31 protein-coding genes and 1 pseudogene are annotated in these 26,037 nt (G+C 40.0%); 22 read left to right on the forward strand and 10 right to left on the reverse strand.

Features of this window, described 5'->3' with window-relative positions:
• The first annotated feature begins 175 nt into the window (after positions 1-175).
• On the forward strand, positions 176-796 hold the full coding sequence (locus ACQKEV_RS14795; protein ID WP_427447294.1) for a phosphatase PAP2 family protein: 621 nt from the start codon (positions 176-178) through the stop codon (positions 794-796).
• Between the two features lie 56 nt (positions 797-852).
• Positions 853-1,503 carry a uracil-DNA glycosylase gene (locus ACQKEV_RS14800; protein WP_427447292.1) on the forward strand — a complete coding sequence of 217 codons (651 nt, stop codon included), beginning with the start codon at positions 853-855 and terminating at the stop codon, positions 1,501-1,503.
• A 152-nt stretch (positions 1,504-1,655) separates the two neighbouring features.
• Here the strand turns inward: ACQKEV_RS14800 and ACQKEV_RS14805 are convergent, their stop codons facing one another.
• Complete coding sequence (locus tag ACQKEV_RS14805; protein WP_427447290.1) at positions 1,656-1,781, reverse strand: hypothetical protein; 126 nt, start codon at positions 1,779-1,781, stop codon at positions 1,656-1,658.
• A 167-nt stretch (positions 1,782-1,948) separates the two neighbouring features.
• Here ACQKEV_RS14805 and zupT point away from each other — a divergent pair, with 167 nt between their 5' ends.
• The 5 genes from zupT to ACQKEV_RS14830 all read left to right on the forward strand — a co-directional run bounded on the left by zupT (position 1,949) and on the right by ACQKEV_RS14830 (position 6,039).
• Complete coding sequence (zupT, locus tag ACQKEV_RS14810) at positions 1,949-2,758, forward strand: zinc transporter ZupT (RefSeq protein ID WP_427447413.1); 810 nt, start codon at positions 1,949-1,951, stop codon at positions 2,756-2,758.
• Positions 2,759-3,035: 277 nt separating this feature from the next.
• Positions 3,036-4,253, forward strand: a complete 1,218-nt coding sequence (locus ACQKEV_RS14815; RefSeq protein WP_427447287.1) for an MFS transporter — start codon at positions 3,036-3,038, stop codon at positions 4,251-4,253.
• Between the two features lie 500 nt (positions 4,254-4,753).
• Positions 4,754-5,095 (forward strand): DUF6054 family protein, encoded by a 342-nt coding sequence (locus ACQKEV_RS14820; RefSeq protein WP_427447286.1) that lies wholly within the window; start codon positions 4,754-4,756, stop codon positions 5,093-5,095.
• Positions 5,096-5,138: 43 nt separating this feature from the next.
• Positions 5,139-5,510 carry a VOC family protein gene (locus ACQKEV_RS14825; protein WP_427447284.1) on the forward strand — a complete coding sequence of 124 codons (372 nt, stop codon included), beginning with the start codon at positions 5,139-5,141 and terminating at the stop codon, positions 5,508-5,510.
• Positions 5,491-6,039 carry a DNA topology modulation protein gene (locus ACQKEV_RS14830; RefSeq protein ID WP_427447283.1) on the forward strand — a complete coding sequence of 183 codons (549 nt, stop codon included), beginning with the start codon at positions 5,491-5,493 and terminating at the stop codon, positions 6,037-6,039. The genes ACQKEV_RS14825 and ACQKEV_RS14830 overlap by 20 nt, the downstream gene beginning before the upstream one ends.
• Before the next feature lie 16 nt (positions 6,040-6,055).
• On the opposite strand, the gene ACQKEV_RS14835 is transcribed toward ACQKEV_RS14830, so the two are convergent.
• The 6 genes and pseudogenes from ACQKEV_RS14835 to ACQKEV_RS14860 form a co-directional block, all read right to left on the reverse strand.
• Positions 6,056-6,697 carry a class F sortase gene (locus ACQKEV_RS14835; protein ID WP_427447280.1) on the reverse strand — a complete coding sequence of 214 codons (642 nt, stop codon included), beginning with the start codon at positions 6,695-6,697 and terminating at the stop codon, positions 6,056-6,058.
• Between the two features lie 4 nt (positions 6,698-6,701).
• Positions 6,702-8,063, reverse strand: a pseudogene (locus ACQKEV_RS14840) (copper amine oxidase).
• A gap of 103 nt (positions 8,064-8,166) precedes the next feature.
• Complete coding sequence (locus ACQKEV_RS14845) at positions 8,167-8,307, reverse strand: hypothetical protein (RefSeq protein WP_427447278.1); 141 nt, start codon at positions 8,305-8,307, stop codon at positions 8,167-8,169.
• Positions 8,308-8,361: 54 nt separating this feature from the next.
• Positions 8,362-9,123 carry an anti-sigma factor gene (locus ACQKEV_RS14850; protein WP_427447277.1) on the reverse strand — a complete coding sequence of 254 codons (762 nt, stop codon included), beginning with the start codon at positions 9,121-9,123 and terminating at the stop codon, positions 8,362-8,364.
• Entirely contained in the window at positions 9,104-9,691 is a 588-nt protein-coding gene (locus ACQKEV_RS14855) for an RNA polymerase sigma factor (RefSeq protein ID WP_427447275.1), read from the reverse strand. The genes ACQKEV_RS14850 and ACQKEV_RS14855 overlap by 20 nt, the downstream gene beginning before the upstream one ends.
• 156 nt (positions 9,692-9,847) lie before the next feature.
• On the reverse strand, positions 9,848-10,492 hold the full coding sequence (locus ACQKEV_RS14860) for a hypothetical protein (RefSeq protein WP_427447273.1): 645 nt from the start codon (positions 10,490-10,492) through the stop codon (positions 9,848-9,850).
• 138 nt (positions 10,493-10,630) lie between these two features.
• On the opposite strand from ACQKEV_RS14860, the gene ACQKEV_RS14865 reads away from it, so the two are divergent.
• The 6 genes from ACQKEV_RS14865 to ACQKEV_RS14890 all read left to right on the forward strand — a co-directional run bounded on the left by ACQKEV_RS14865 (position 10,631) and on the right by ACQKEV_RS14890 (position 15,625).
• Positions 10,631-11,380, forward strand: a complete 750-nt coding sequence (locus tag ACQKEV_RS14865) for a gluconate 2-dehydrogenase subunit 3 family protein (RefSeq protein ID WP_427447271.1) — start codon at positions 10,631-10,633, stop codon at positions 11,378-11,380.
• A 17-nt stretch (positions 11,381-11,397) separates the two neighbouring features.
• Positions 11,398-13,110 carry a GMC family oxidoreductase gene (locus ACQKEV_RS14870; RefSeq protein ID WP_427447269.1) on the forward strand — a complete coding sequence of 571 codons (1,713 nt, stop codon included), beginning with the start codon at positions 11,398-11,400 and terminating at the stop codon, positions 13,108-13,110.
• Positions 13,111-13,128: 18 nt separating this feature from the next.
• Positions 13,129-13,329, forward strand: a complete 201-nt coding sequence (gene tatA / locus ACQKEV_RS14875; RefSeq protein WP_269925885.1) for a twin-arginine translocase TatA/TatE family subunit — start codon at positions 13,129-13,131, stop codon at positions 13,327-13,329.
• A gap of 12 nt (positions 13,330-13,341) precedes the next feature.
• The gene (tatC, locus tag ACQKEV_RS14880) at positions 13,342-14,172 is read left to right on the forward strand and encodes a twin-arginine translocase subunit TatC (protein WP_427447267.1); all 831 of its coding nucleotides are present in this window, start codon (positions 13,342-13,344) and stop codon (positions 14,170-14,172) included.
• 231 nt (positions 14,173-14,403) lie between these two features.
• Positions 14,404-15,264, forward strand: coding sequence for a GNAT family N-acetyltransferase (locus ACQKEV_RS14885; protein ID WP_427447265.1), 861 nt, complete (start codon positions 14,404-14,406; stop codon positions 15,262-15,264).
• A gap of 1 nt (position 15,265) precedes the next feature.
• Complete coding sequence (locus ACQKEV_RS14890; protein ID WP_427447263.1) at positions 15,266-15,625, forward strand: MmcQ/YjbR family DNA-binding protein; 360 nt, start codon at positions 15,266-15,268, stop codon at positions 15,623-15,625.
• A gap of 227 nt (positions 15,626-15,852) precedes the next feature.
• On the opposite strand, the gene ACQKEV_RS14895 is transcribed toward ACQKEV_RS14890, so the two are convergent.
• Positions 15,853-16,020, reverse strand: a complete 168-nt coding sequence (locus ACQKEV_RS14895; RefSeq protein WP_427447262.1) for a hypothetical protein — start codon at positions 16,018-16,020, stop codon at positions 15,853-15,855.
• A 118-nt stretch (positions 16,021-16,138) separates the two neighbouring features.
• On the opposite strand from ACQKEV_RS14895, the gene ACQKEV_RS14900 reads away from it, so the two are divergent.
• The 5 genes from ACQKEV_RS14900 (at position 16,139) to ACQKEV_RS14920 (ending at position 21,624) form a co-directional block, all read left to right on the forward strand.
• Positions 16,139-16,999, forward strand: coding sequence for a helix-turn-helix domain-containing protein (locus ACQKEV_RS14900; protein WP_427447260.1), 861 nt, complete (start codon positions 16,139-16,141; stop codon positions 16,997-16,999).
• Between the two features lie 304 nt (positions 17,000-17,303).
• Positions 17,304-18,950, forward strand: coding sequence for a ribosomal protection-like ABC-F family protein (gene abc-f, locus ACQKEV_RS14905; RefSeq protein ID WP_427447258.1), 1,647 nt, complete (start codon positions 17,304-17,306; stop codon positions 18,948-18,950).
• A gap of 136 nt (positions 18,951-19,086) precedes the next feature.
• Positions 19,087-20,064, forward strand: a complete 978-nt coding sequence (locus ACQKEV_RS14910; protein WP_427447256.1) for an ABC transporter ATP-binding protein — start codon at positions 19,087-19,089, stop codon at positions 20,062-20,064.
• A complete protein-coding gene (locus ACQKEV_RS14915; protein ID WP_427447253.1) occupies positions 20,057-20,698 on the forward strand; it encodes an ABC transporter permease in 642 nt (213 codons plus the stop codon). Before ACQKEV_RS14910 ends, ACQKEV_RS14915 begins: the two co-directional genes overlap by 8 nt.
• An 11-nt stretch (positions 20,699-20,709) precedes the next feature.
• Positions 20,710-21,624: a glycine betaine ABC transporter substrate-binding protein gene (locus tag ACQKEV_RS14920; RefSeq protein ID WP_427447251.1), complete on the forward strand. Its 915-nt coding sequence runs from the start codon at positions 20,710-20,712 to the stop codon at positions 21,622-21,624.
• Between the two features lie 56 nt (positions 21,625-21,680).
• Here the strand turns inward: ACQKEV_RS14920 and ACQKEV_RS14925 are convergent, their stop codons facing one another.
• Positions 21,681-22,496 (reverse strand): SGNH/GDSL hydrolase family protein, encoded by an 816-nt coding sequence (locus ACQKEV_RS14925; RefSeq protein WP_427447249.1) that lies wholly within the window; start codon positions 22,494-22,496, stop codon positions 21,681-21,683.
• 87 nt (positions 22,497-22,583) lie between these two features.
• Positions 22,584-22,889: a nucleotide pyrophosphohydrolase gene (locus tag ACQKEV_RS14930; RefSeq protein ID WP_427447248.1), complete on the reverse strand. Its 306-nt coding sequence runs from the start codon at positions 22,887-22,889 to the stop codon at positions 22,584-22,586.
• 194 nt (positions 22,890-23,083) lie between these two features.
• On the opposite strand from ACQKEV_RS14930, the gene ACQKEV_RS14935 reads away from it, so the two are divergent.
• The 4 genes from ACQKEV_RS14935 (at position 23,084) to ACQKEV_RS14950 (ending at position 26,024) form a co-directional block, all read left to right on the forward strand.
• Entirely contained in the window at positions 23,084-23,674 is a 591-nt protein-coding gene (locus tag ACQKEV_RS14935) for a DNA-3-methyladenine glycosylase (RefSeq protein ID WP_427447246.1), read from the forward strand.
• 64 nt (positions 23,675-23,738) lie between these two features.
• Entirely contained in the window at positions 23,739-24,257 is a 519-nt protein-coding gene (locus ACQKEV_RS14940) for a type 1 glutamine amidotransferase domain-containing protein (RefSeq protein WP_427447243.1), read from the forward strand.
• A gap of 179 nt (positions 24,258-24,436) precedes the next feature.
• Positions 24,437-25,570 carry a M20 peptidase aminoacylase family protein gene (locus ACQKEV_RS14945; protein ID WP_427447241.1) on the forward strand — a complete coding sequence of 378 codons (1,134 nt, stop codon included), beginning with the start codon at positions 24,437-24,439 and terminating at the stop codon, positions 25,568-25,570.
• Between the two features lie 121 nt (positions 25,571-25,691).
• Complete coding sequence (locus tag ACQKEV_RS14950) at positions 25,692-26,024, forward strand: ArsR/SmtB family transcription factor (RefSeq protein WP_269925870.1); 333 nt, start codon at positions 25,692-25,694, stop codon at positions 26,022-26,024.
• Positions 26,025-26,037 lie beyond the last annotated feature (13 nt).

The raw sequence follows: 26,037 nt of genomic DNA on the forward strand, positions 1-26,037 counted from the left end.
TTTAAAAATCTCCTTTCAAATCATTAATTCTGACACAACAGTACTTTACCACTCTCGGGGAAAATTAAACGGAATGAACTAAATTTCAATCGAAAGTCTTAGACGACAGGTTGATTAACGGGAAAGGAGTTATAAGAATATGATAAGATAACTTTTAATAAGGAGCGTGATTGGTATGAAAAAATGGTTCTATCCTTTAGCGGTTGTCACGTTTATTGGTTTCATTGCTCTGTTTTTCAGTTTTACTCACGATGAAATGATTGAATTTGACGGGGAAATTGGAGAGGCACTAATTGGAAATGAATTCATTCGATTCTTCCATTATTTTGGAGAACCAATTTGGGTTGTTTCTGCAGCCGTTCTCTTGATTGTCTATCTTGCATTTAAAAGCAGAAACTATCGGGGAATGTTGTTTGTGCTTCTTACAGTAGGTGGAGGGAATATTATAAATCTCGCCATTAAAGAATGGGTTCAACGGGCTCGTCCAGATATTCCCCATCAATTGACGACTTTCAGTTTTCCATCCAATCATGCAATGGTAGGTTTACTATATATTTTTACATATGCATATTTTTTAACTGAAAATCGAGCATCTACTAAATGGCGTATCGGAATCTGGCTTAGTGCAATAACTTTTACTTTGCTAATTGGTTTATCGCGCATTGCGGGTAATAACCATTATGGGACAGATGTGGTTGCAGGTTGGATGTGTGGCTATTCACTCTTCATACTGGTGGTCATCTGGTATGAGTGGCGAACTCGTCACATGAAAAAAAGAGTGGCACAGCCTGAATAAACGGGTCTTACGTCAGAGAAATGGCGTAGGACTCTTTTTGAAAGAGGTGGTACGGAGTGTTTACGATTCCGGATGAATTAGTTGAACTTGGACAAAAACGTATTGAAGGATACGACGTGCAAGGATTTGTGCGTAGTCACGGGAGCATCACGCCAAAGTTACTGTTGATTGGTGAAGCGCCAGGAGAGAATGAAATAGAAACTGGCATTCCATTTATCGGACGGGCGGGCGATGAGCTCATGAAATCGTTGAACAGTATAGGTTTATCACGTGATGATGTCTATATGACCAGCCCTGTCAGAAGTCGACCGTACAAATGGGGCACAAAAAAAGAACGTGATGGCACGATGGTGAAACGAACATACAACCGTGCGCCTAAGCCCGCCGAGATTCTGGCTCATGCACCATTACTAGATTATGAAATCCAACATTTGCAACCACAATTAATTGTTACGCTAGGTACGATTGGTTTACAGAGATTACTGGGAAAGAAAGCGAAGGTAACTGAATTACATGGACAAAAATTAATCCAACCAATCCAATATTTAAATGAACTTGAGGACAAACAGTTTAGCTTAACATCACAACCCTATATGATCGTCCCCACATTCCACCCAGCTTCCGTCTTTTACAGACCTTCTTTAAGAGAACAAGTTGAAGAGGACTGGCAAAAAATCGGTCAATATTTGAAGGAGAAAACAGTATGATCTCGAACTGTGCGTTCGAGTGGATTTCGACACTTCACTATTCCCGCAGTCTACTTTATCTTGACTCCTGAGGGTACTCATCACAGGGGTACTCCTCATCAAGACAATAAGTAGAAACCTTTTCTAAGGAATGAGACCGCGAAATTAGAAAGTTATTGGTGCAAGCGAGGATTTACCGAGACGAAGAACACGCGAAAAGATGTTTTTACAACGTGAACGCCGATTTTTCCTACGTCAACTCCGATAATTCCTACGTCAACGTCGATTTTTACAACCAAGAGTATATAATCCTTCGTTTTTACGTAGTGGGGTATTCTTATAGTTGAGAAAGTTAAGTAATAGTTTATTATCCGAGTTATCCGAGTTTCTTCATAAAGGAAGTTGCGGTTAGAAAACTTATCTCATACAATTAACCCAACAGTTGTCAGAGAAAGTAGTTGAGCGTATGGAAGGACAAGTATTATTTGCTTTGGCATTAACCCTGTTTGCAGGGTTAGCCACTGGTATTGGTAGTTTATTAGCGTTCGTAACAAAGCGAACCAATACTAAATTTTTATCGCTGGCACTTGGATTTTCTGCGGGTGTCATGATTTACGTATCCATGATCGAGATTTTTGTGAAAGCGAAAGATGCTTTGGTTAATGAGTTAGGTTCTACGCAAGGCTATTGGATGACCGTCATCGGATTCTTCAGTGGCATTATCTTGATCGCATTAATTGATAAACTTTTGCCTAAATCCACAAACCCACATGATGTGAAAGGTGTAGAAGAGATGGACATTCAACCTTCCAATGAAGAGTACACCAAACTTATGCGAATGGGATTATTCACGGCATTGGCCATTGGTATTCATAATTTCCCTGAAGGAATTGCTACGTTCGTTTCGGCATTACAAGATCCAAACCTAGGAGTGGCCATCGCAATCGCTGTAGCGATTCATAATATCCCTGAAGGAATTGCAGTTGCTGTACCCATTTATTATGCAACCGGAAATCGAAAGAAAGCATTCAAATGGTCGTTCTTATCTGGATTGGCCGAGCCTGTAGGAGCAATTGTAGCGTTCCTAATTTTAATGCCGTTTTTGAACGACATCATGTTCGGCATGATTTTTGCATCGGTAGCGGGCATCATGGTGTTCATTTCATTGGATGAGTTATTGCCGGCTGCACAGAAGTATGATGAAGCCCACTTATCCATATATGGAGTCGTAGGTGGGATGGCCGTGATGGCATTGAGTTTATTATTGATTGCTTAATAAGGTGAGGAGCGAAATGACACAGATCATTTCGCTTTTTTGGTATCCGCATTTTATGGTTTTCAGACGTCTAAGTCAATTTTTCACACGTCGGCCCATAAAATTCAGACGTCACAACGAAAGTTTCAGACGTCAACTCCAGAAAGTCAAACTGAGAACCAGCCATCGGGAGTTAAAGTTGTACTTTTCACTTTAGAGAGTTGTAGTATTGGTTTTATAGAACTATACTGATGTGTAAAGATAGAATATGACACGTGTCAAGACAAGGGGAGTTCAAATGACTAAAGTTAGAGAAAAAGAGAATAAATCGATTTCCCGTAATAAATTATTAGGAATTGCCGGTCTTGGATGGATGTTCGATGCGATGGATGTTGGAATTTTATCTTTCGTTATCGTAGCCCTAGCCAATGAATGGGCTCTGACTCCAGGACAAATGGGATGGATCGGAAGTGTTAACTCCATCGGAATGGCAGTAGGAGCACTTGTTTTTGGGATTTTCGCTGATCGCGTTGGACGAAAACGGATCTTTATCGTGACACTTGTTCTCTTTTCAGTGGCAAGTGGATTATCCGCATTCTCAACATCACTGACCATCTTTTTGATTTTTAGATTTTTTGTAGGAATGGGATTAGGTGGGGAACTGCCGGTCGCATCTACGTTAGTATCTGAAAGTGTGGAAGCAAAAGAACGTGGGCGAGTTGTTGTATTGTTGGAAAGTTTTTGGGCAGCTGGATGGCTGATTGCCGCAATTATTTCTTATTTCGTTATTCCAGAGTATGGCTGGTCAATCGCCTTAATTATCACGGCTTTGCCAGCACTTTATGCCATTTACTTACGATTGAATTTACCAGACTCGCCGCAATTTACGGCAAAACGAGTGCGGGAACGTACCTATGGACAAAACATTAAAGCGGTTTGGTCTAAAGCTTATGCGAAACCGACCTTAATGTTATGGATTTTATGGTTCACTGTCGTGTTTTCCTACTATGGAATGTTCCTATGGTTACCGAGTGTCATGGTGATGAAAGAATTTACGTTAATTAAAAGCTTTGAGTACGTGCTTATCATGACATTTGCACAATTGCCTGGATATTTCACTGCTGCGTGGCTAATTGAAAAAGCGGGCCGCAAATTTGTGTTGGTCACTTACTTACTGGGTACAGCAGCGAGCGCATTTGTATTCGGAAATGCGGATACGACAATGTTACTGATTGTATCAGGCGCATTTTTGTCCTTCTTTAATTTAGGAGCATGGGGTGCATTGTACGCGTATACACCAGAACAATATCCATCTGTTATTCGTGCAACGGGAGCAGGAATGGCTGCAGCTGTTGGTCGAATCGGAGGGATTTTAGGGCCATTATTGGTTGGGACGCTTGTAGCTAAGGGTTACGATATCGGTTTGGTGTTTAGCATATTCTGTATCGCAATCGTAATTGGTGTTCTGGCAGTTGTGCTTTTAGGAAAAGAAACGAAACAGTTGGAACTTGAATAATTAGTGGGGAGGTTCTCTTTAAAAGGAGGCCTCTTTTTTGAAATAAAGCTAATTAGTTAAGGGCATCTGCTATCGTGGATGTCCATTTTTTGGAAGATGAAGTATACAAATATACATGCCGTGAACTCAGTGTTCATGGTATTTTTGTTGTATGCAGATAAATACTCTACATAAATGGCTGTCGAGCAAATCGAACAACCCCAATTAAAGGTTTTAACATCAAATGGCCCCACCAGTTGTGGCCTCGCCGTGACTTGGTGGGTTTTTCTGTGAAAGAATGTTGCCATTGGTTGCTTGAGGAATCTCAGTCTGACTTTTAGACATTCACGTCTGAAAAAACTGAGAGGACGTCTGAAAAATGAAGCGTCACGTCTGAAAAAACGAGAGTTGACGTCTGAAAACAGCACATTCTTAAAATAAGTATCTCTTTTTCTGTGTGGAAGTGTACAGAAACCTTTTATTCCCCGGAACCGTATAACAGGTAAAAGGGGGAATCGGAATTGAGTATAAGAGAATTTAATATAAATATTAGCCCTGATGAGGCGATGAATAAAATTAATGATGGCGTGATAAAGGGCAGTATTTCGGGGAAACTCGTCGATTTCTATGAACGCTACTCAGGAGACCATCAAGTCGTGGTATTTGTCCTGGAAAAATTCTTTATGCGAACGGGTAATCGCTCATCGATGACAGTAACCATTGATAACTTCGGTGATGTGACCAAAGTCCATGCGGTAGCCTCTGGCAGTTCAGAAAGTCCGTTCTTTAGATTTGATTGGGGAGCAGGCGATAGTTTTGCGAATAGTGTGGAAAATGCGCTGGCACAACACATTATTAGTTGATAGAATAAAGCTACCAAATATCTGTGATAAGGGAGAGTCGGCTATGTTCAAAAGAATTGACACCGTATTTTTGCCTGTACAGGATACAAACAGCTCAATCAAATGGTTTGAAGACAAGTGTGGATTTACCTTGAGATGGCACGATGAAGTCAAGGGTTATGCCGCGATGGATATCGGAAATGGAGAAACAGCTTTTACGCTCGTGAGAAGCCCGCAAATGGGTACTAGTAAACCAAAAGAACATGAGTGGTTTAATCTTTATACAGCGGATATTCATGCTACACATCATTTCATGCTGGATGCGGGTGTTGATGCGACACCGGTACAAACTGGAGGCCATGTTGAATTCTTTCAGTTTAAAGATTTAGATGGCAATACGATTGGAGTCTGTTCATTTGAAGAAGACGCAGCTTAATCATAGAAAAATCCTAATTGTGGGTTCGGGCGGAGCGGGGAAATCCACGTTATCACGTCTATTAGGGGAGAAGTTGGGATTACCTGTTGTCCATTTGGATGCCATGTTTTGGCAACCTGGCTGGAAACCTTCGCCACGCCCTGAATTTATGGATAGGGTAGAGAAGGAATTAGCTAAGCCCGAGTGGATTATTGATGGAAATTATGATTCTTCCATCGAATTACGGGCAAAGTATGCAAATCTTATCATTTTTCTTGATTTCTCAAATGTCCTTTGCCTCTATCGCGCATGTAAGCGTGCGTGGATGTATCGCGGGACAACACGTCCGGATATGGGGGAAGATTGTCCGGAAAAAATAGATTGGGAGTTTGTAAGATGGATTTGGCGCTATCCAACAGATGCACGACCAGAGATGTTATCAATGTTAGCCAAATTAGAATCAGACGTCGTTACATTAAAGTCACCTAAAGAAGTAAATCAATGGTTACAACATATCGAGCACATAGAAAAGAGTGAATCATCCGCTTAAGGACGATTCACTCTTTTTAGGAATTTTTCAATGTAGAGTAAACAACAAGACGATCTTCGTAATAAGAACCTTTCTTATTGTATTCACCTGTACATGTAATTAGGTTTAATCTACTTCCAGTGCTGAAACCGAAAATTTCTCTTAGCGGGGATTCATCAAAAGGGTAAATCTCAACTCTGTCCACAACGAAAATAAGTTCAGAACCATCTTCAGCATTGACGATAATTTCATCACCGGTTTTTAATTTTCCAATGTTGTAAAATACCGCAGGTCCATTTTTACCATCCACATGTCCTGCGATGACTGAGTTGCCTGGTTGACCGGGCATATATCCTTCTTTATACCAACCAGTCGATACGATATCATTCGGAACATCCATATCCCCACCTTCAGTCAATCCAGCGGGGTTAATGGGTGCATCCACCTTGATGGCTGGAATCTTAAGACGGGAAGGGACAATTCCCTGTCTTTCATCTTTTATGAGTTTGGAAGCAGTTAGTTGGCCGTCGCTTAAAGTTAAGGCTGCTTTTGTAGAAGAAGAGGCTTCCTCACTGGAAGCCTCTTCTTTTTCTACCGCTGGCTCTGGGCTTGCTTCTTCCGCTTGACAAGCCGATAGAAGTAACGAGGTACCCAGTACAACACTTAATAACTTTTTCACGTGATTACGCCTCGTTTGAACGTCTGCGTAATGTGAATGCGCCACCTAAAGCTGCTGCTATTAAACCACCAAGTAGGAACCACTCATAAGGCAATCCATCTTGGTCCGCTGTGCCACCCATACCTGTTTTAGGCATACCGTCTGGCATAGACTGTCCACTGAATTTATCAGGGAATTGATCAACGATTGTTTGTGATAAGCCTTTAGAAGGCATCAACATATGCGCGTAAGATTCACGTAGTGAAGCGTATGATGCTTCATAATCACCTGCCACGTATTGATCGAAGGCTGCTAATAATTGGTCAACGTGTTCGGTAAGACCAGCTTCAAGGTCTGCTGCTGGTAAACGATTTTCTGTTGCTGCTGCTAAGAATGCCGCTTGCTCTACGATATAGCCATCCAATTCTTCCATAGCTTTGTCTTTACCAGCTTGGTCATCATTTGCAGTTGCTGTTACGTAGTCAACGAAGTATCCAATATGAGATTTCCAGATTTCTTCGAATGCCGCTCCGCCTTCTTCACCATAAACTGAAGCGACTGCTGCAGATAAATCATCAGCATTTGCTAGTAGAGCTGCTGCAGATGCATCAAAGTCAGGATCTCCATCTACCCCATTTTGCATTGCCATTACTGCTAGTCCTGCGTGTTCAGTAAATACCTGGTCAAGTGAAGCGCGTAAATCTGCTGCAGGCGTTACAGCCATTGATTTTTCAAATTTGTCAGGGAACTGATCTGTAATAGCCGTAGCCATTCCAGCTGCCACCATTGTCATATGCTTGATTGCTTCACGTTCGTTCATGTAAGAAGTTTCATAATCTCCAGCGACATAGCTGTCGAAAGCCCAAACCAGTTGTTCTACATGCATTTTTAATCCTGCTTCTAAATCAGCAGCTTTTAAACGACCTTCCGTAGCTGTGTCTAAGAAAGCTGCTTGTTCCACAATGTATTTGTCTAAATTAGCAACTGCTTTATCTTTTCAGGCTTGGTCATTGGCTTTTGTTGCTGTCGCATAATCTACGAAGTACCCAATGTGTGAACTCCAGATAGTCTTGAATTGTGCGCCTGCTTCTTCACCATAAACTGAAGATACTGCTGCAGTTAAGTCATCTGTATTTTTACTTAATGCACCAGCTAATGCTTCAAAGTCTTCCGTGCCATCTGCACCTTTTTTCAACGTTTCAACTGCAAGGAAAGCATGTTCAGTGAATAAATGACCTAAAGATGAACGAAGTTCCGATGCTGGAGTCGATACGCTTGTATCCACATTCCCTTCAGAAGCCTTTCCTTCATGATCGTGTGCGAAAGCCGCAGTTGGTACCAGTAAACTCATTGATAATGGAACAGCTAATAGTGTACGTTTTTTCATTTTAAATTCTCTCCTTTTTGTTTGGGTTTGTTTTGGTTTCGAATAGCTAACGAAAGCCGTTTTGATTTGGATCACTTTTTGTTCAGAAATTTTTTAAAACCATTTAAAAAGGGGGTTGTTCATCATAATTAGGAGGAAATTGGTTAGTTGCCCCAATGATCGTGAAAGTTGCCCCAATCAAACCAATAGTTGCCCCAATGGCATGCATAGTTGCCCCAATCGGACTCAAAGTTGCCCCAATCATTCAAAAAAAGCACAAAAAAATTGAGCAGGTTCGAAAACCCACTCAATTTAACGTTTATTTAAAATTCGAAGCCATCAATACATTGCCCAATGGTGTTTCACTTTCTGCATTCGGTTCATGAGAAACGGCTACTTGCGTCCAATCTCGATCCATTCCTTCAGGCAACGTGAAGACAACTGCTCCTTCTTGTGAATCAGACTTGAACGTGCCTGCTCGTTTAGGTCCTTCTTCATCTATTAACCATACCTGGTACACTTCGTCATTGGATAGTTCAGGTAGTGAGCTCGCTTGTACGACCACTCGAGTTTCATCTCCATGTTTTACAATAGAAGCCGTTCCGGAGGCATTCCCCTCTACTGGGCTTAAGTTCACATAAGCAAGCAGTTGATCAACTGCTTCACCTTGGGCAACTAAATCTTCCTGTTGATTCTTCACGAGTGAAGCCAAGAAAATATTAGTCCCTAGGGATAGCATCAAAACAGCGGCTACTGCAGGGAACCATGATACAACACGATTCTTTTTAAATGGTGAATCAATGTCTCTAACAGGAAGTACAGGTCCAGGTCCAATATTTGCTACGGGTCCTTTTGTAGTTTCCTCTTCAAAGACAGCACTTAAAATACGCTCTTTCATGCCTTCAGGGGGATTGGTTGTAGCCGAAACATACGGTAAATCTTCCGTTAATGCTTGCCACTCAGCCAGTTCCACTTGGCAATCTTCACAACTCGCAAGATGCTTTTCGAAAGCATGCTTTTCAACTTCACTCAATTGTTCATTAAAATAGTCAACGAGTTGATTACACATCTGACGGTCCATTTGGTGACATCCCCCTTTCTGATTCTAAATGTTTTCGTAAGTGCTGTAGTGCTAATCGAATACGGCTTTTCACTGTACCGAGCGGTATATCGAGTTTTGTTGAAATGGATTCCTGCGACAAACCGTGGAAGTAGAAAAGCTCCACAATCGAGCGCTGATCGTCTTTTAAACGATCGATGGCTTTTCGCAAAATCGTACCTTTTTCTTTCCATTCCAGCATTTGTTCAGGAAGTTCATCAATCGGTGCTTTCATTTGCTCGGCATCTTTATCGAGCAAGCCAACTTCTTGTTGTTTGCCTTTCTTTCGTAGGGCATCTAGTGAAGTGTTGCGGGTCATGGTCAAGAGCCAGGAAGAAAACTTTCCTTTATCTTCGGTATAAGGTGCGTGATCTTTCCACAACTTTATAAATACTTCTTGTACTGTATCTTCAGCCAATTGCGCATTTTGAGTCATGCGATACGCAAAGGAATAAACGAGCCGTTCGTAGCGATCATACAATTCTTCAAGGGCTGATTGGTCTTTTGACCTTAGCCGATCATACAACTGCGAATCAGTAAAATTATCCATTTTTACCCCCCTCTGTACAAACATTCTATTTACATCATACAGAAGGTCGAAAGTGTGCACAACTTCCTCTCATTTGGTAAACGAAAGGAATCCATAAAAAGATCACTTTAAAACAGAAAAAATTGGAAAACCACAGTGGTTTTCCAATTTATAGGTTTATGTTGTTTGAGTAAGGGTATTGAATAAGTTTTCTGTAACCTTAGCAAAGGGTTTGATGCCTTCTTCAGTCATTGTAAAACGAACTTCATTCATAGAGCCTTTCTCAACCTTAGAAATCTTGATGGGTGGGTAAGAATCTTTCCGAACAACTAAAGGTGTAGTCTCCTTGTCGAGATCAAACTGCTCAAAAGGAATCGATTTAGCTGCAACAAGCTGTTCCAGCTGCAAATGATTTTTAAAATGATATTGAAATTTATTTAATAACGCTTGGTTGTAAGATTCGACTAAGAAGACAGAAAGGAGCGTGTAGGCAACTCCGCCAATCAGAACCCACATATTATCTTGATAGAAATATAGGAAAACAGCAGGAATAAGAATCAATAGCGACATTATTAGAATAGCTGTGGATCTATAAAAATAAACACGATGTTGCATGGCGGTTATTTCATCTGTATACGCCACTTTCCAGGAAGGTAAATCTACTACTTGAAAACGGTTTAAATCTTCCTCAATTTGGACATTGTATATTTGAGAGAGTTCATAATCTGCGGTGGTAGTATCGTATTCAAACTGAACATCCAAACTGTCATCTTTCCATCTCAAAAAGAAAGGAATTTCTTTTAACGTTAGATTTGTGTGCATAAGCAATCCTCCTGAATGATGATTTAATATTTCTGAATATTCGTTACTTTAATAGTAAAATAGGGATTCAAAAGATTTACAATCCTATATACCCAAAAATTTATAAGATAGTCTATTTTAATTGAGGAGAGTGAAGGTATGGCAAAGAAAACGAAAAATTTTTCAAGACGTGATTTTTTAAAAACTTCGGGAGTGGCAACGGGAGCGCTGATTGGTGGAAGTCTCCTTGGTGGATTGATCGGTTATAATGCAAACAATTCGAAGACATCACCAACGGACAAGAAGTCTGGCGAACATAAACAAGAAGCCGCGTTAAACAAAGGGCGTATGTTCTTTACAAACGACCGGGACTTTCAAGTCTTGGCTAATGCAACGGAACGAATCTTCCCAAAAGATGACTTGGGGCCTGGTGCCATTGAACTTGGAGTACCTTATTTTATCGATAATCAATTGGCGGGTCAGTATGGTAGTAACTCGAAAGAATATATGCAGGGACCTTTTGCAGTGGGTGCGGCTACACAAGGGTACCAAAGCCGTTTAACCCGCGCGCAGATTTTCAAGCAAGGTGTCATGAAACTAGAGGCAGAGGCCCAGGGACGCTTTAAAAACGGATTTTCAAAAATCGAAGTCGAACAAATGGATGAAATCTTGACTGCATTTCAAAAAGGTGAAGTCGCCATGAGTGGTGTAACCTCCGGGGCTTTCTTCCAGTTATTACGTGCAGCCACTCTGGAAGGAGCATACGCTGATCCGATCTACAACGGCAATAACAATATGGATGGTTGGAGAATGAAAGAATTCCCTGGTCATCAGATGGCGTATATCAATGTGATTGAGAGTGATAAATTCCAAAAAATCGAGCCAAAGTCACTTGGTAGCATGCACTAGGAAAAGGGGGAAGCGAAATGGTGAAAACTTTACCAAAAGTTGATGTTGTAACTGTCGGGGTAGGATGGACAGGCGGTATCATTGCGGCAGAATGCACGAAAGCAGGCTTGAAAGTAGTGGGGCTTGAGCGTGGACAAGAACGTGGAACCGAAGACTTTTCCATGGTGCATGACGAATATCGTTATGCTATTCGTTATGAATTGATGCAAAACTTATCAAAAGAAACCGTGACCTTCAGAAATAATCGCAAGATGCCTGCGCTGCCAATGAGACAGATGGGTTCCTTTTTGCTTGGTGAGGGATTAGGGGGTTCTGGTACGCATTGGAATGGACAAAACTGGAGATTTCTTCCTTACGATTTTCAGATAAAAACGATGACGGACAAAAAATATGGACCGAATAAATTATCCAGCGACTATATTTTACAAGACTGGGGACTCACTTATGATCAGCTGGAACCATATTTCGACAAGTTCGAGAAAACGGCAGGAATTTCAGGTGAAAATAAAAACCCGCATTGGGGGAAACGATCTGCAGACTATCCAACCCCTCCTATGAAGAAGACTCCTATTCTGAAGAAGTTTGAATCTGCAACGAGTAAACTGGGCTATCATCCATTTATGATGCCTTCGGCGAATCTGTCCGAGCCTTATACAAATCCCGATGGCGCACAAATAAATGCTTGTCAGTATTGTGGTTTCTGTGAACGGTTTGGTTGTGAGTATGGAGCGAAATCGTCTCCTGAAGTTACGGTAGTGCCTACCGCTAGAAAAACAGGCAATTTTGAGGTTCGATTCCAATCAAACGTAGTGGAAGTATTGAAAAGTGGCAACAAAGTAACGGGTGTTCGTTATATCGATACAATCTCCGGTGAAGAATTCATTCAACCAGCAGAAGTGGTCGTATTGACGAGTTATGTATTTAATAACACGAAGTTATTAATGGTATCCAAAATCGGTGAGCAATATAATCCTGATACAGGAAAAGGGACATTGGGGCGCAATTATTGTTATCAAATCCTACCGGGTGCTACTGGATTCTTCGATGATCAATACAATACGTTCATGGGAGCTGGGGCATTAGGAATGGCAATTGATGATTTTAATGGTGATAGTTTCGATCATAGTAATCTGGATTTCATTCATGGTGGAAATATTTCCATTACGCAAACGGGTTCCAGACCTATTGCGACAAACGTAGCTCTACCTGACACGCCAACTTGGGGAGCGGAATTTAAGAAACAGTCAATCCATAATTTTACAAGAACCTTATCAGTAGGTGCACAAGGGGCATCGATTTCACACAAAGAGAATTACTTGTCTCTGGATGGCACATATAAAGATGCGTATGGTGTTCCATTATTGCAGCTTACGTATAACTTCACCAAACAAGATATTGCGTTGCACAAATTCATTAGTGAAAAATCGGGAGAGATCATGAAGGAAATGGGCGCGAAAACAGTAGTTAATCGAGGTGCCATTGATCAATATGATATTGTCCCTTATCAAACGACGCACAACACGGGTGGTACGGTCATGAGTTTAACTCCTGAAGAAGGGGTAGTGAATAACTATCTGCAACATTGGGATGCCGAAAATCTATTCGTTGTCGGGGCAGGGAACTTTGCCCACAATGGTGGCTACAACCCAACAGGAACAGTCGGCGCACTTGCGTACCGTGCCGCAGAAGGCGTCATCAAATACAGTAAAACGAGTGGATCACTCGTATAACCAAAAGGAGGAATACCAATGGGTGGATTAGGAAGTATAGGTGTACCAGGATTAATTATTATCCTCGTTATTGTACTCATCGTATTCGGACCAAAAAAATTACCTGAAATCGGATCAGCAGTAGGAAAGACATTTTCTGAATTCAAAAAGTCTACAAGAGGTTTAATGGATGACGACGAACCAGTGAAAAAAGAAGAAAAGAAATCAGAAATCGTATAGAAGGTGTAATTCATGGACCCATACGAACATCACAACAAGAAAATAATTAGTCCATTAGACAAAAAAATCATAGAAGAAGTAGGGGCAACAACTGAAATGGTTGATGAAGGTGCGTTGGAAAGCGATGAAGGAACCCTTGTGGATCATCTAACGGATTTGAGAAAACAAATCATTAAAAGTGTGGCCGTGTTTCTATTTTTCTTCATTGTTGTATTATCAACCATCAATCTATGGTTTCCATACGTGACTAGAGGTAATGAATTAATCGTGTTAGGGCCACTTGAAGTGGTGAAATTTTATATGTCGATTTCCAGTGCGCTGTCTCTCGGATTTTCATTACCCTTTATCTTTCACTTTATCTGGCAATTCGTTAAACCAGGATTAAACTTTACGGAGAGTCGATTTATTGGATTATACTCTCCTCTCATGCTTGTCCTGTTTATAGTTGGTATTTCTTTTGGATTTTTTGTTGTAAATCCATTAAGTTATCAATTTTTAATTAATATTGGAGAAGTGAATTTTGAAGTGATGGTTTCAGCAAATGAATATATTCACTTTTTACTAATGACGACAGTCCCACTGGGTCTCCTTTTCGAACTGCCAATCATTGCAATGTTTTTGTCAGCCATAGGCGTGTTGACATCAGAAAATATGAAGAAGGTTCGAAAATGGTCTTATGTGATACTGGCTATTATTTCGACAACCATGACTCCACCCGACTTTATTAGTGATTTCATGGTGTTGATTCCAATGATCTTGTTGTACGAAATCAGTATAATCATTGTCATGAAATTAGAACGTAATCTGATTTCTAAAAAAGAATTATCCATCTCCCAAGACTAGGAGATGGATTTTTTTATTAGGAGAAAATTGGTTAGTTGCAACGAAATGCTAGAAGTTGCAACGAAATCAAGATAGTTGCAATGAAATCGAGAAAGTTGCAACCAAATCCCAAAAGTTGCAATGAATGAAGCTTCATTTCCTAAATCCACCTTTTTTCCTTAAAAAGATAGTGACATTGACAGAAGATTTGTGTAATATCTACTATTAAAAACAGTAGGGAGATATTGTCAGATGAAATTTAATGTATTTCTGAATCCTCAGGATTTTGAGGACAAAGCTAAGCCATATTTAACGGAAAATGAAGATTTATATAGTTTGTTTTACGGAGTGTTGCAGGGGATTAAAGCGGGTCGTTATGAAAATCCGTTCATGGCTACGGTGGAGTTGGACGATCAAATCGTGGCTCTTTTTCAAATGACACCCCCTCATCCTCTCAATCTAATTGTTATGGATGAAACAAAAATGGAAGACATTTTGACATTTGCAGCACAAGAAATTTCCACTAGAGAAATCCCTGTACCGTCGGCTGTCGGAGTGAAGCATGTTGTAAATGCTTTTTCTGAAAAATGGCAGGAGCTGACGAAAAGTAAAGCGAGAGTGTTAATGGATCAAGGTCTGTACCGACTGGATAAAGTAGATCGATCTTTAGATAAAAGTCCGGGTTCATGGCGCTATGCGAGGGAAGACGAAGCTCCATTACTTGCAACGTGGTATAAAGCTTTTGAACAAGATACGGGACTTAAAAACTCTTCACACGAAGTGATTAACGAGAGTGTAAGGAGAATCCTTGGAGACCAAGAAGTATTCTTCTGGGAAGACAATGGAAAAGTTGTATCGATGATGAAAAAATCGCGGCCTTCTGATCGAGGCGTCACAGTATCATTCGTCTTTACCCCGCATGAGGAGCGTAAAAAAGGATATGCGCGGACGATGGTGGCCGCAGGAAGTGAAGAGTTGCTCAAAACCTATGACTTCTGTGTGCTTTATACAGATATGTTGAATCCGACGTCTAACAAAATTTATCAGGAAATCGGCTACAGGAAAATCGCTGATTCCATTCACGTAGAATTTGTACCGGAAGAAGGGCATTGAGATGAAAACTAGTGAATTGAAAACATGGTGTGCTGGACATAACGGAGCAAAGTTTGATTACCAGAAGGACTGGGATGCGGAGCGTTATTTAATCGGCGGGAAAATGTTTGCTATGTTTGGTCATGAACAATCGGGTACACCAATCCTGTCATTGAAATGTGAACCCCAACGTGCGGACATGCTTCGTGAAGAATATGAAGATATCAAACCGGGCTACTACATGAACAAGACTCATTGGAATTCTCTAGCGCTTAATGGGTCTTTACCCGACGCCCTTTTCAAAGAATGCATTACGCATTCATATGAATTGGTATTTAGAGGATTGACGAAAAAGCTGCAAAATGAGGTGAGCGGTCAATGACCTATCATTTCTGCCTCATCATAACAGGAGCTTAAGGCACCACAAAATAAAGAACGTACGTAATTTTAATATACGTACGTCCTTAGGTAAAACTATAACTTTACATAATCGCCTAGTATTAGGTCTTTGATAGTTCATAAACGTGATTAAATAAATCATAATCTTTCAGTGCCAATCTATGTGTAACCAGCACAATTGTTAAAGAAGAGTCGTTCAGCATATATTGTTCATAATTTTGCCCTTTTAGATTTATTTTCTTTATACTGTTTCAATTCTGAAAGTAAGTCCGATTGAATTTCTTTTAACATCACTTCTTTTGAAACATTCAAAGGATTAATTACATTAATTTTTTTGAAGAGTGTTCTGTAAAGGGGTTCCGTAGCTAGTTTTCTCATATTCATCACCTCCTCGTTAATAATGAAACTTGATTGAAAAAAGTTTATAAAATAATAGTCACACGTTTTTAATGGTTATTAAAAAAATTCCCTAAAACGGGAATGTTGGGGTGTTTAATTGAAGTTATATGGGGAAGTATTTCGTGAAATTAGAATAAGCAGAGGGTTATCTATTGAAAATTTAGCGGATCAAACCGTTTCGAAATCAACTATTTCGCGGTTTGAAAGGTTGGAATCTGATTTAACCTTGGAGAAATTACTTCACCTCTTGAATAAAATAAAAGTCTCTATGCGTGAATTTGTTTTCCTGTCATCTCAAAAAACCAATATCCCATCATCGCTGGAATTCTTGTCTAAGGCAGTAATTGAAAATAATCCTACTATGCTTAAAGGGTTTGTAGATGAAGAGTGGTTATTATACAAGAAAACTTCGAGTATTTATTCGAAGCTTACTGCTATAGTTCTAGAATCTCATTACAAAAGCTTATTGGGGGAAGAAGTTATTTTTGATGAAAACGTAGCTTTTTTGACAGACTATTTTTTTCAATGCGATGTATGGACGCAATTTGATGTGGTCTTATTCGCAGATTCAATGTCTTATTTACCGATTGAAACATCAATTGTGCTTTCGAAAGAAATAATGAGAAAAACTCAGATCTTCCATAAAGATCGTCAGAGTTTTGAAACACTCATTAACACTCTTGAGAATATTACTTTAGTTTGTTTAGAAAACAATAGAATAAATGATGCAAACGAATTTTTAATGATAATAGATAAATTAGAGATAGATGAAACATATTTATTGGAAAAAGTAATTCTTAAATTTATAAAAGGTGTTTATTTGTTCAAAACTGGTAACGAATCTAATGGTAAAAAGAATATTGAAGATTCTTTGCAGGTAATGCATTTGGCAGAAGCTTTTCAATTTGAAAGTATTTTTCAGGAATATGCTCAAAAAATTACTTTATTAAAAGGGTAGATAAAAGGCATGGCTAGGTAAGTGATTTCGAAATGGACGAAATTGCGCGTCAATTGAAAAGCGTTATGGTATAATTTTTTTATTAAGTAAGAAGGGATGACGGGTGACTGATGGATTTCTAATCTGATTTCAATGCAAATGAAAATTTTTGCAAAACGGAAATTGGATTCGTCTGCCCATTTATCCCTTCATCGCCACTCTTTTCATATAGAAAGAGCTTTTTTGTGATGAATATAAATGACCAGTGAATCCTTCCGTATTAAAACGGGGGATTTTTTTATTGCTCCGATATTGGGGGATTAAGATGACATTACTTGGGAAATTACAAAACTTATCGATACAATTTGGAATGAAGACGATTGTGAAAGATGTGACGATCGATATCCGCTTAGGAGGCTGTATCGGAATTGTCGGTGCAAATGGTGAAGGAAAATCAACGCTACTGTCTGTACTAGCGAATGAAATGGAACCTAATAAAGGTTTCATTCAGTGGTACGGTGGCATTCCGTCGATGCATTATTTTAAGCAACAAGTAACTGAAGTACAAGAACTCTCATCTTCTCAAATGAGTGGATTATCAAAATGGCATATCCCAAAAGGTCGAGCATATGAATTAATGAGTGGTGGAGAACGAATGAAACAAAGATTGGTGAAAGCTTTTTCGAATCAGGTTCAATTATTGCTTTTAGATGAACCTACAAATCATTTGGATCAACAAAGCCTGCATGAATTAATCGTACAAGTTAAGCGTTATAAGGGAACTGTTCTGGTCGTTTCACATGATAGGCATTTCCTGGATGAAGTGGCTGATTCCATTTGGGAGATAGAACATCAAGGTGTCAAAGCGTATGAAGGGAATTATTCGGTTTTTCGCCATCATAAAGAAGAACAAAGAAAAGCGCAGGCTCATCTGTTTGAGGTGCAACAGAAAAAGATTGCTCGGATTAATGAACAGATTTCTGAACTTCAAAATTGGTCTGCAAAAGCGCATTCACAATCGACGAAGCAAGATGGATATAAAGAATATTACCGAGTAAAAGCAAAGAGGATGGATACTCAGGTCCGTTCAAAACGCAATCGACTTGAGGGAGAAAAAGCAAAAGCAGAACTGAATCGACTGACAGAAGAGAAAAAAGTCTCTTTTTCAATAGAAGCAAACCGTAAGCAAGGAAATCGTGTGATTGAATCTAAGTTAGTTACTAAAAGTTTCGGCAGTCACACGCTTTGGAAGGATGCTTCATTTACCATTAAGCAAGGTGAAAGAGTGGCACTCGTAGGACCGAATGGATGTGGAAAGACAACGTGGTTACGAATGCTTATGGAAGAAGAGTCATATGAGGGAGAACTGTGGAAAACAAAAGCAATGCGTATAGGCTACTTGCGACAATCGATAGATGATTTACCTGAAGAAAAGTCGCCTGATGAATGGTTTGCTCCTCGTGATTTTGAGTCGCGTGGATTGATTCAAACATTGATGACAAACTTGGGTTTTGGGAAAGAACATTGGCACTTGCCAATCGGATCGATGAGTATGGGAGAAAGATTGAAATTGAAATTGATGGCGTTCATGCTTGAACAAAAAGATGTACTGCTACTGGATGAACCGACTAATCACTTGGATTTACCTTCTCGCGAACAGCTTGAACAAACTTTGGAGATGTATCCGGGAACAATCATCCTTGTGACGCATGATCGATACTTTCTTGAGAAAATCGCTACCAAGCTGCTAGTCTTTGAAGATGGTTTTATGAAAAAAATGGACATGAGTTTTAAAGAATGGCAAAACCATCAAGTAGAAACCTCACAACAACAACAACTATTAATGCTCGAGACTGAGCGACAGGCAATTCTAGGGGAAATCAGTTTTATACCAAAGCATGATGTAAGATATGATGCACTTGACCAACGTTTCAATGAATTAACTGCTCAAATCAAGGCTTTAAAGGAGTAAGCTACGTCCACTCGGTTAAACTAATCGAGTGGATGTGTTTTTTTAATAATAAGCCTAGGGAAATGTGCATACTTCCTTTTAAAAACGGGTAATAGAAAAAGGATATACATACTGAAGCTTAAAAGGGGCTGAGGCTGTGATTAGATTTGATAAAGTAACGAAAAGGTTTGCGGATGGAACGGAAGCTTTAAAAGAAGTTTCATTAAACATCCCGACTGGTATGTTAACGGTAATTATTGGGCCCAGCGGATGTGGTAAAACAACGTTGATGAAAATGATTAATCGGTTGGAAATACCGACCTCAGGCGATGTGTTAATAGATGAAAAATCCATTAAAGAACGAGATGAAGTGGAACTTAGACGTTCGATAGGCTATGTAATCCAGCGCATCGGCTTATTTCCCCATATGACAATTGCTAAAAATGCAGCTCTTGTCCCAACATTAAAGGGATGGTCTGCGGAAAAAACCCAAACACGCGTAAGTGAACTGATGGATGTTGTCGGACTGGATCCGGATACATATTTAAATCGATTTCCTCTTGAATTAAGTGGAGGTCAGCAACAACGAGTAGGTGTAGTACGTGCACTTGCTGGAGACCCTAACATTATCTTAATGGACGAACCATTCAGTGCGCTGGATCCAATCAGTCGCGAACAACTTCAAGACGAATTGCGCAATCTTCAGGCAAACATACAAAAAACCATTGTCTTTGTTACGCATGATATGGATGAAGCGTTGAAAATTGCTGACCATATGATTGTTCTGCGTGCCGGAAAAGTGGAACAAACAGGATCTCCTAAAGAACTAATAAATGAACCTGCCAATGAATTTGTGCGTAATTTTATCGGGGAAGAGCGTATTAATCGTAAACGGTCATTTGGCAAATGGAAGATGAGCGAGTTGTCACCGTACTACATGCAATCGAAAATTGGCGAACAAATTGTGTCTATAAACTCTTCAGAAGAAGTGGAACAAGCCATTGCATTGTTGGAGCAACCTCATACAGATGTCTTGGCGGTATATACGGATGAAGAATTTGTCGGGTACATGGACCAATCGTCATTGTTGAAAGCAGTACTTGCAAAGGAAGTAGGTGCTTCTTCTAATGAATGATTTCTTGGAAACCCTCCAAAGTCGCTCTGACCTGATTCAACAAGCATTTCTTGAACATATCTATTTATCTTTTGTTGCACTGGCCATTGGTATTGCAATTGCTTTGCCACTTGGGATATTGATTGCGCGCTATCGAAAATATGCAGAACCGGTAATCGGCATCACCGCAATATTTCAGACGATCCCAAGTTTAGCGCTATTTGGTTTCTTGGTACCTCTTATCGGAATAGGTTCAAAAACAGCTCTCATTGCACTTATTATTTATGCGCTGTTGCCGATCCTCCGAAACACCTATACGGGATTAACTAGTGTTGATTCTTCAATTATTGAAGCGGGTCGAGGAATGGGGATGACACGGACCCAAATTTTGAAACAAATTGAATTCCCTCTTGCATTGCCATTTATCATGGCTGGTATCAGAACAGCAACCGTCCTGACAGTTGGGATTGCGACGCTTGCTACTTTTGTGGGTGCCGGTGGATTAGGTGATGTGATTTATAGAGGTTTGCAATCGTATAATAATTCCCTTGTCCTTGCAGGTGCACTACCTGTAGCACTTCTGGCTATCAGTTTTGATTTATTGCTGAAGTGGGTGGAAAAGAAGGCAACACCAAAAGGAATGAAAACACACTAGGAGGAAAATACATGAAAAAAAGGTTAGCAGGATTAGCACTGTTTGCATCAGTGGCGTTAGTAGGTTGTGGCTCTTCAAATAATGCAGGCGGCGATGCTAGTGAACCGATTGTAATAAGTGGGAAACAATTCACAGAGCAATTCATTTTACCCCAAATATTGGGCCAGTACGTTGAATCTAAAACAGATTACAAAGTGGAATATAAAGAAGGACTTGGCGAGGTCGCAATCTTAACACCAGCGATTGAAAAGGGTGATATCGATGTCTATGTAGAATATACAGGGACTGGATTACAATCGGTATTAGAGGAAGATCTTGAACAAGGAGAAAGCTCCGACAGGATTCTGGACCGTGTTCGTAAAGGGTATGAAGAGAAGTTTGGCGTAACATGGTTGGAACCGCTAGGCTTTGAAAATACGTATACGTTAGCATACAGCAAAGATAAATCTTATAATGCTGAGACATACTCGGACTTGGTTGAAGCATCCAAGAAAGAAGATATCGTGTTCGGTGCACCACATGCTTTTTATGAACGTCCAGGTGATGGTTACGATGCTATGGTGAAAGTCTATCCATTTGAATTTTCAGGAGAGGAAAGTCTGGATCCAAACGTAATGTATGAAGCGGTTAAACAAGGTGACGTTGATGTTATTACTGCATTTACTACAGACGGTCGTATTGAAAGATTTGATTTGGCTATCACAACTGATGATAAAGGTTTCTTCCCTAAGTATGATGCCGCACCACTAGTTCGCGAGGAAACTTTAAAAACGTATCCAGAACTTGAAGAGGTGCTAAACGAGTTGGCAGGGAAAATCTCTTTGGAAGATATGCAAAAAATGAATGCACGTGTCGATATTGACGGTGAAAAAGCAGAAGATGTAGCACGTGACTTCTTGATTGAAAAAGGATTGATTAAGAAATAACGAATGGATATAAAACAAAAAGCACAACTCGGTAAGTGAGCTGTGCTTTTTGTACTTTACATATTACTTGGAGTAGTGCCTTGTTTCTGTTGTACAAACGGCCATAATACGTCAGCCCATACTTTATAGCCGAGATCGTTTGGATGAATGCCATCCTTTAATGTGGATGGAAGTGTTATGTTTTTTGATGACATAAGGTAGAGCATTGCACCATGTGTATCAAAATAATGCCATCCCTGTTTTTTGATATAGTTAGCCGTTTCCTCAACATAATCGGTAAACTTCAGCCCAAACTGATTGAGTGTTGGTCCAAACTTATTTTCGGTGCATGGGTTTGGTGATAGAAAAACGATGCGAGTTTCCGGTAATGCCTCAGCATACAACTTGTATAACAAATCCAATGAAGAGAAAGTGTCGTCTAATGAGACATTCTTGTTGTGATTATTGATTACTGATGTCTCAATGAATAAAACATCAGGCTGTTCTTGCAAAATTGGAGCAGTAACATGGTCTTCTAGCAACCTGACCGAAGTATAGCCTGAGTGACCGTGATTTGAAATGATGAGATTTTTTAAAGCGGGGTTCGTATTCCGAAGGTTCACTTCGATACGACCACGCCATGTTTTGGATTGATGGGAAGATCCGGATCCCCGAGTGACACTACTGCCAGTAACGACCATTTTGGCCTGCCCAGAAATCATTGACCGGAAAACTAAATAGTCAGCCAGTGATTGATTCGGATTGTATTTTGGATCGTATGTTTTAATGAGTGTTGGATTTGCGCTAACATGATCCTGCTTTGTATCCGTTCTTGTATAAAAGAAGAGGAGTGCGCCCGCTGCAACCCAAATTAACCACTTCCATTTGTTCATGCGGTCAACTCCTTATTAGCTTGTTTAAATAATATAATATTCAGTTAACTATACTTCAATAGGAAAATAGAAGGATGTAGTGAGAATTTAGACTGATTTAGACGGTATCGGATACTTTATTGCGTTTTTCTTCATTTTTTCACGGGCTGCTATCATTAAATCTTCACCGATAACATCAGAGAACTGAAGTAAGTATATGAAGACATCCGCCATCTCATCGACAATCGCTTGTTTATCGTGTGCAATGGCTTCTTCGGCTGAACACCATTGAAAGCATTCCAATAGTTCACTGGCCTCAAGTGAAATGGAAATTGCCAGACTGCGTGCATCGTGATTTCCACCCCACCCACGGTCGTCTCTAAATTGATTAATTTCTTTTATCATATCTTTCACACTTATCATCCCCGTTTCATTAAAATTCGATGTATTGGTTTTATAATATTGGCTCCATTTTCGCGGACGAACTGGTGTAGCGCATACTTCTATATTTGCCAGCTGATAATTAGCTCCAATGCGTGCGGCATGCGGAATGAACGTAAAAACAGCAATGTATCATATAGTCTATAACAATAGAAAGGGGCATGTACATGAATTTCCATCCTATTTCATCCGACTTTTTTCAACAAGATACAATCGATCTTGCGAAGAATCTAATTGGTCAATATATCGTCCATCAACATCCATCAGGATTAATGGTTGCCAAAATAATCGAAACGGAAGCGTACATGGGTCCTGAAGATCGCGCAGCACATAGTTTCGGAAATCGCCGAACGAAAAGAACAGAAGTCATGTTCGGTGAAGCAGGTCTTGTCTATACATATCAAATGCACACACATACATTGATGAATATCGTAAGTGGACCTGTTGGAAAACCAGAAGCTGTGTTATTGCGGGCTGGTGAACCTATTGAGGGACTCGATCTAATGCAGCATTTCAGGGGGACAACCCCAATGAAGAATTGGACGAATGGACCTGGAAAACTCGCAAAAGCACTTGGAGTAGACATGAGTTATTATGGACATCATTGGGCTGAAGAACCTCTTTTCATTTCACCAGGTCCCGGTTCCAAAGAGCTGAATATCGGTCCTCGTGTAGGGATTCAGAATTCAGGTGAAGCGGTACACTATCCATATCGGTTTTCGGAAAAAGGACATCCAATGGTTTCAAAATATCGATAACATGTTTAATGGGATATTTTAGTGGAATACTAAATATGAACAAACTTTAAGGAGTGATTTGGATATGGCGAAGATTGCAACTTTAATCACGAATATGTTTGAAGACGTTGAATATATGGATCCCTCGAGAGCATTTAACGAAGCGGGACATGAGGTTTTTACAATTGAAAAAGAAGCAGGAAAAGAAGTGAAGGGTAAACAAGGGGAAGCGATGGTGAAAATCGATCACGGAATAGATGATGTAAATCCGGAAGACTTTGATGCTCTATTCCTCCCAGGTGGATTTTCACCAGACCTATTGCGTGAGGATGATCGCTTTGTGGCATTTACAAAATCATTCATGGATGCCAAAAAACCAGTCTTTGCAATTTGTCACGGACCACAGTTACTGATTACAGCAAAAACTTTGGAAGGTCGAGATGCCACAGGCTATAAATCGATTGCTCAAGATATGTTGTACGCGGGAGTAAAATATGTGGATAAGGAAGTTGTGGTTTGTCAAAACCAATTGGTCACGAGTCGACAACCTGATGATATTCCTGCTTTTAACCGTGAATCATTGAAATTACTAGAACAAATATAATGGGAAAATGTCTCGCATTAGCGAGGCTTTTTTTTATATTATATTAGTAAGAATACAAGACTAATCTTTAAAGAGTCAGTGTCCCGTATTGGAATAAGCCATTTCCTTCAAAAAAATCTTAAGTATATCTTCCAAATAGGATACTGTAATAGAAGCAACAAGTTCATGAGGTGAAAGGTATGAAAGACAGCAATGAATCACACAGAGCAAGAATAAATGAAGTGTTTGACTATTTGCATACACATCCCGAAACAAGTTGGAAAGAAGTTGGAACAACTGCTTATTTGAAAAAAATAATCGAACAAGAAGGATTTACCGTACAAACATTCGACGAATGCACGGGACTTGTCGTTGAAGTAGGAGAAGGGGACACATGTATAGCGATTCGCGCAGACATGGACGCTCTTTGGCAAGAAGTCAATGGTGCGTTTAAAGCCAATCACTCTTGCGGACATGACGCGCACATGACAATCAGTGTCGGAACGTTGCTTGCGATGAAAGAAATAGGGTTTCCGGAAGGTGTTCGGTTAAAGTGGATTTTTCAACCAGCTGAAGAAAAAGGTCAGGGAGCATTGAAACTATTAAGTCTTGGTGTTTTGGACAATGTTGATTATTTGTATGGAGTCCATCTCCGACCCATTCAAGAAATTCCCGATGGTACGGCATCAGCGGCAATCTGTCATGGAGCTGCCGGTCTAATAAGAGGCATCATTCAAGGGGAGGATGCCCATGCAGCAAGACCTCATCTCGGAAAAAATGCTATTGAAGTCGGTGCTGCTATTATTCAGGGCTTGCAAGCACTAAGAATGGATCCACTCATCCCAAGTTCAGTGAAAATGACCAAACTACAAGCCGGAAGCGAGACAGGTAATATAATTCCGGGGAAAGCATCCTTTACACTTGATTTACGGGCTCAAACAAATGATGCCATGCGTACCCTTCGAACAAAGGTTTGTGAAGTGATTGAAAGTGTGGAATCCATCTATCATGTAAACATCCAATATAATGTCCATGAAGGTTTGGTGGCTGCAATCGTGAATGAAGACGCCTATCATTTAATGGCAGAGGCAATCATTCACGTAATCGGTGAAGAAAACTTACAACCTAGAATTGAAACTCCTGGTGGAGAAGATTTTCATTTTTATTCCTTATACAAACCAAATATAAAAGCGACCATGTTAGGTCTCGGCTGTGATTTGTCCCCAGGGCTCCATCATCCGAACATGACATTCAATCACAACAGCATCCACACTGGGATCGCAATACTAACCCAAACCATCCTAAACACAATTCAATCAATTCAAAAAAAATGAGATTGCCTCGGCAATCTTTTTTTTATTTTGGTGCCAGTTCATCCGTTTCCTTATTTCGAGGTTGCATTCATAAGAGAATGCTTATATAATCTAATTGTTATTGACAGATAAGGAGATGCTTATGGATTATATAGCACTTGAACAGTATTTAAAGGGCATTGGTGATCAAAATCGTCTAAGAATCTTGACTTATCTCATGCATGAATCATTATGTGTTTGTGAATTAACAGAACTGCTTGAAATGACGCAACCGGCAATCAGTCAGCATATGCGAAAATTAAAAGATGCGGGGATTGTGAGTGAAGAAAAACGTGGGCGTTGGACAATCTGGTCCTTGAATGTCCGCCATCCTCAATATCCGGTATTGATTCATTTACTCAGTTTACTTCCTGCACCTGGACGTACGGTGGAGGATTTAATCAAAGAAGGCAAAAAAGTCATGTGTGATGCATAAGTGGAGGTTTTAA

The organism is Paenisporosarcina sp. NPDC076907 (assembly GCF_050269735.1).
Taxonomy (GTDB): Bacteria; Bacillota; Bacilli; order Bacillales_A; family Planococcaceae; genus Paenisporosarcina.

Coding starts and splice junctions, on each gene's coding strand:
- tatA (WP_269925885.1), top strand. CDS start 13,129: ATGGGTGGATTAGGAAGTATAGGTGTACCAGGATTAATTATTATCCTC.
- ACQKEV_RS14935 (WP_427447246.1), top strand. CDS start 23,084: ATGAATTTCCATCCTATTTCATCCGACTTTTTTCAACAAGATACAATC.
- zupT (WP_427447413.1), top strand. CDS start 1,949: ATGGAAGGACAAGTATTATTTGCTTTGGCATTAACCCTGTTTGCAGGG.
- ACQKEV_RS14915 (WP_427447253.1), top strand. CDS start 20,057: ATGAATGATTTCTTGGAAACCCTCCAAAGTCGCTCTGACCTGATTCAA.
- ACQKEV_RS14885 (WP_427447265.1), top strand. CDS start 14,404: ATGAAATTTAATGTATTTCTGAATCCTCAGGATTTTGAGGACAAAGCT.
- ACQKEV_RS14920 (WP_427447251.1), top strand. CDS start 20,710: ATGAAAAAAAGGTTAGCAGGATTAGCACTGTTTGCATCAGTGGCGTTA.
- ACQKEV_RS14865 (WP_427447271.1), top strand. CDS start 10,631: ATGGCAAAGAAAACGAAAAATTTTTCAAGACGTGATTTTTTAAAAACT.
- ACQKEV_RS14815 (WP_427447287.1), top strand. CDS start 3,036: ATGACTAAAGTTAGAGAAAAAGAGAATAAATCGATTTCCCGTAATAAA.
- ACQKEV_RS14795 (WP_427447294.1), top strand. CDS start 176: ATGAAAAAATGGTTCTATCCTTTAGCGGTTGTCACGTTTATTGGTTTC.
- ACQKEV_RS14890 (WP_427447263.1), top strand. CDS start 15,266: ATGAAAACTAGTGAATTGAAAACATGGTGTGCTGGACATAACGGAGCA.
- ACQKEV_RS14860 (WP_427447273.1), bottom strand. CDS start 10,492: ATGCACACAAATCTAACGTTAAAAGAAATTCCTTTCTTTTTGAGATGG.
- ACQKEV_RS14855 (WP_427447275.1), bottom strand. CDS start 9,691: ATGGATAATTTTACTGATTCGCAGTTGTATGATCGGCTAAGGTCAAAA.
- ACQKEV_RS14850 (WP_427447277.1), bottom strand. CDS start 9,123: ATGGACCGTCAGATGTGTAATCAACTCGTTGACTATTTTAATGAACAA.
- tatC (WP_427447267.1), top strand. CDS start 13,342: ATGGACCCATACGAACATCACAACAAGAAAATAATTAGTCCATTAGAC.
- ACQKEV_RS14870 (WP_427447269.1), top strand. CDS start 11,398: ATGGTGAAAACTTTACCAAAAGTTGATGTTGTAACTGTCGGGGTAGGA.
- ACQKEV_RS14945 (WP_427447241.1), top strand. CDS start 24,437: ATGAAAGACAGCAATGAATCACACAGAGCAAGAATAAATGAAGTGTTT.
- ACQKEV_RS14845 (WP_427447278.1), bottom strand. CDS start 8,307: ATGATTGGGGCAACTTTGAGTCCGATTGGGGCAACTATGCATGCCATT.
- ACQKEV_RS14895 (WP_427447262.1), bottom strand. CDS start 16,020: ATGAGAAAACTAGCTACGGAACCCCTTTACAGAACACTCTTCAAAAAA.
- ACQKEV_RS14925 (WP_427447249.1), bottom strand. CDS start 22,496: ATGAACAAATGGAAGTGGTTAATTTGGGTTGCAGCGGGCGCACTCCTC.
- ACQKEV_RS14825 (WP_427447284.1), top strand. CDS start 5,139: ATGTTCAAAAGAATTGACACCGTATTTTTGCCTGTACAGGATACAAAC.
- ACQKEV_RS14950 (WP_269925870.1), top strand. CDS start 25,692: ATGGATTATATAGCACTTGAACAGTATTTAAAGGGCATTGGTGATCAA.
- abc-f (WP_427447258.1), top strand. CDS start 17,304: ATGACATTACTTGGGAAATTACAAAACTTATCGATACAATTTGGAATG.
- ACQKEV_RS14940 (WP_427447243.1), top strand. CDS start 23,739: ATGGCGAAGATTGCAACTTTAATCACGAATATGTTTGAAGACGTTGAA.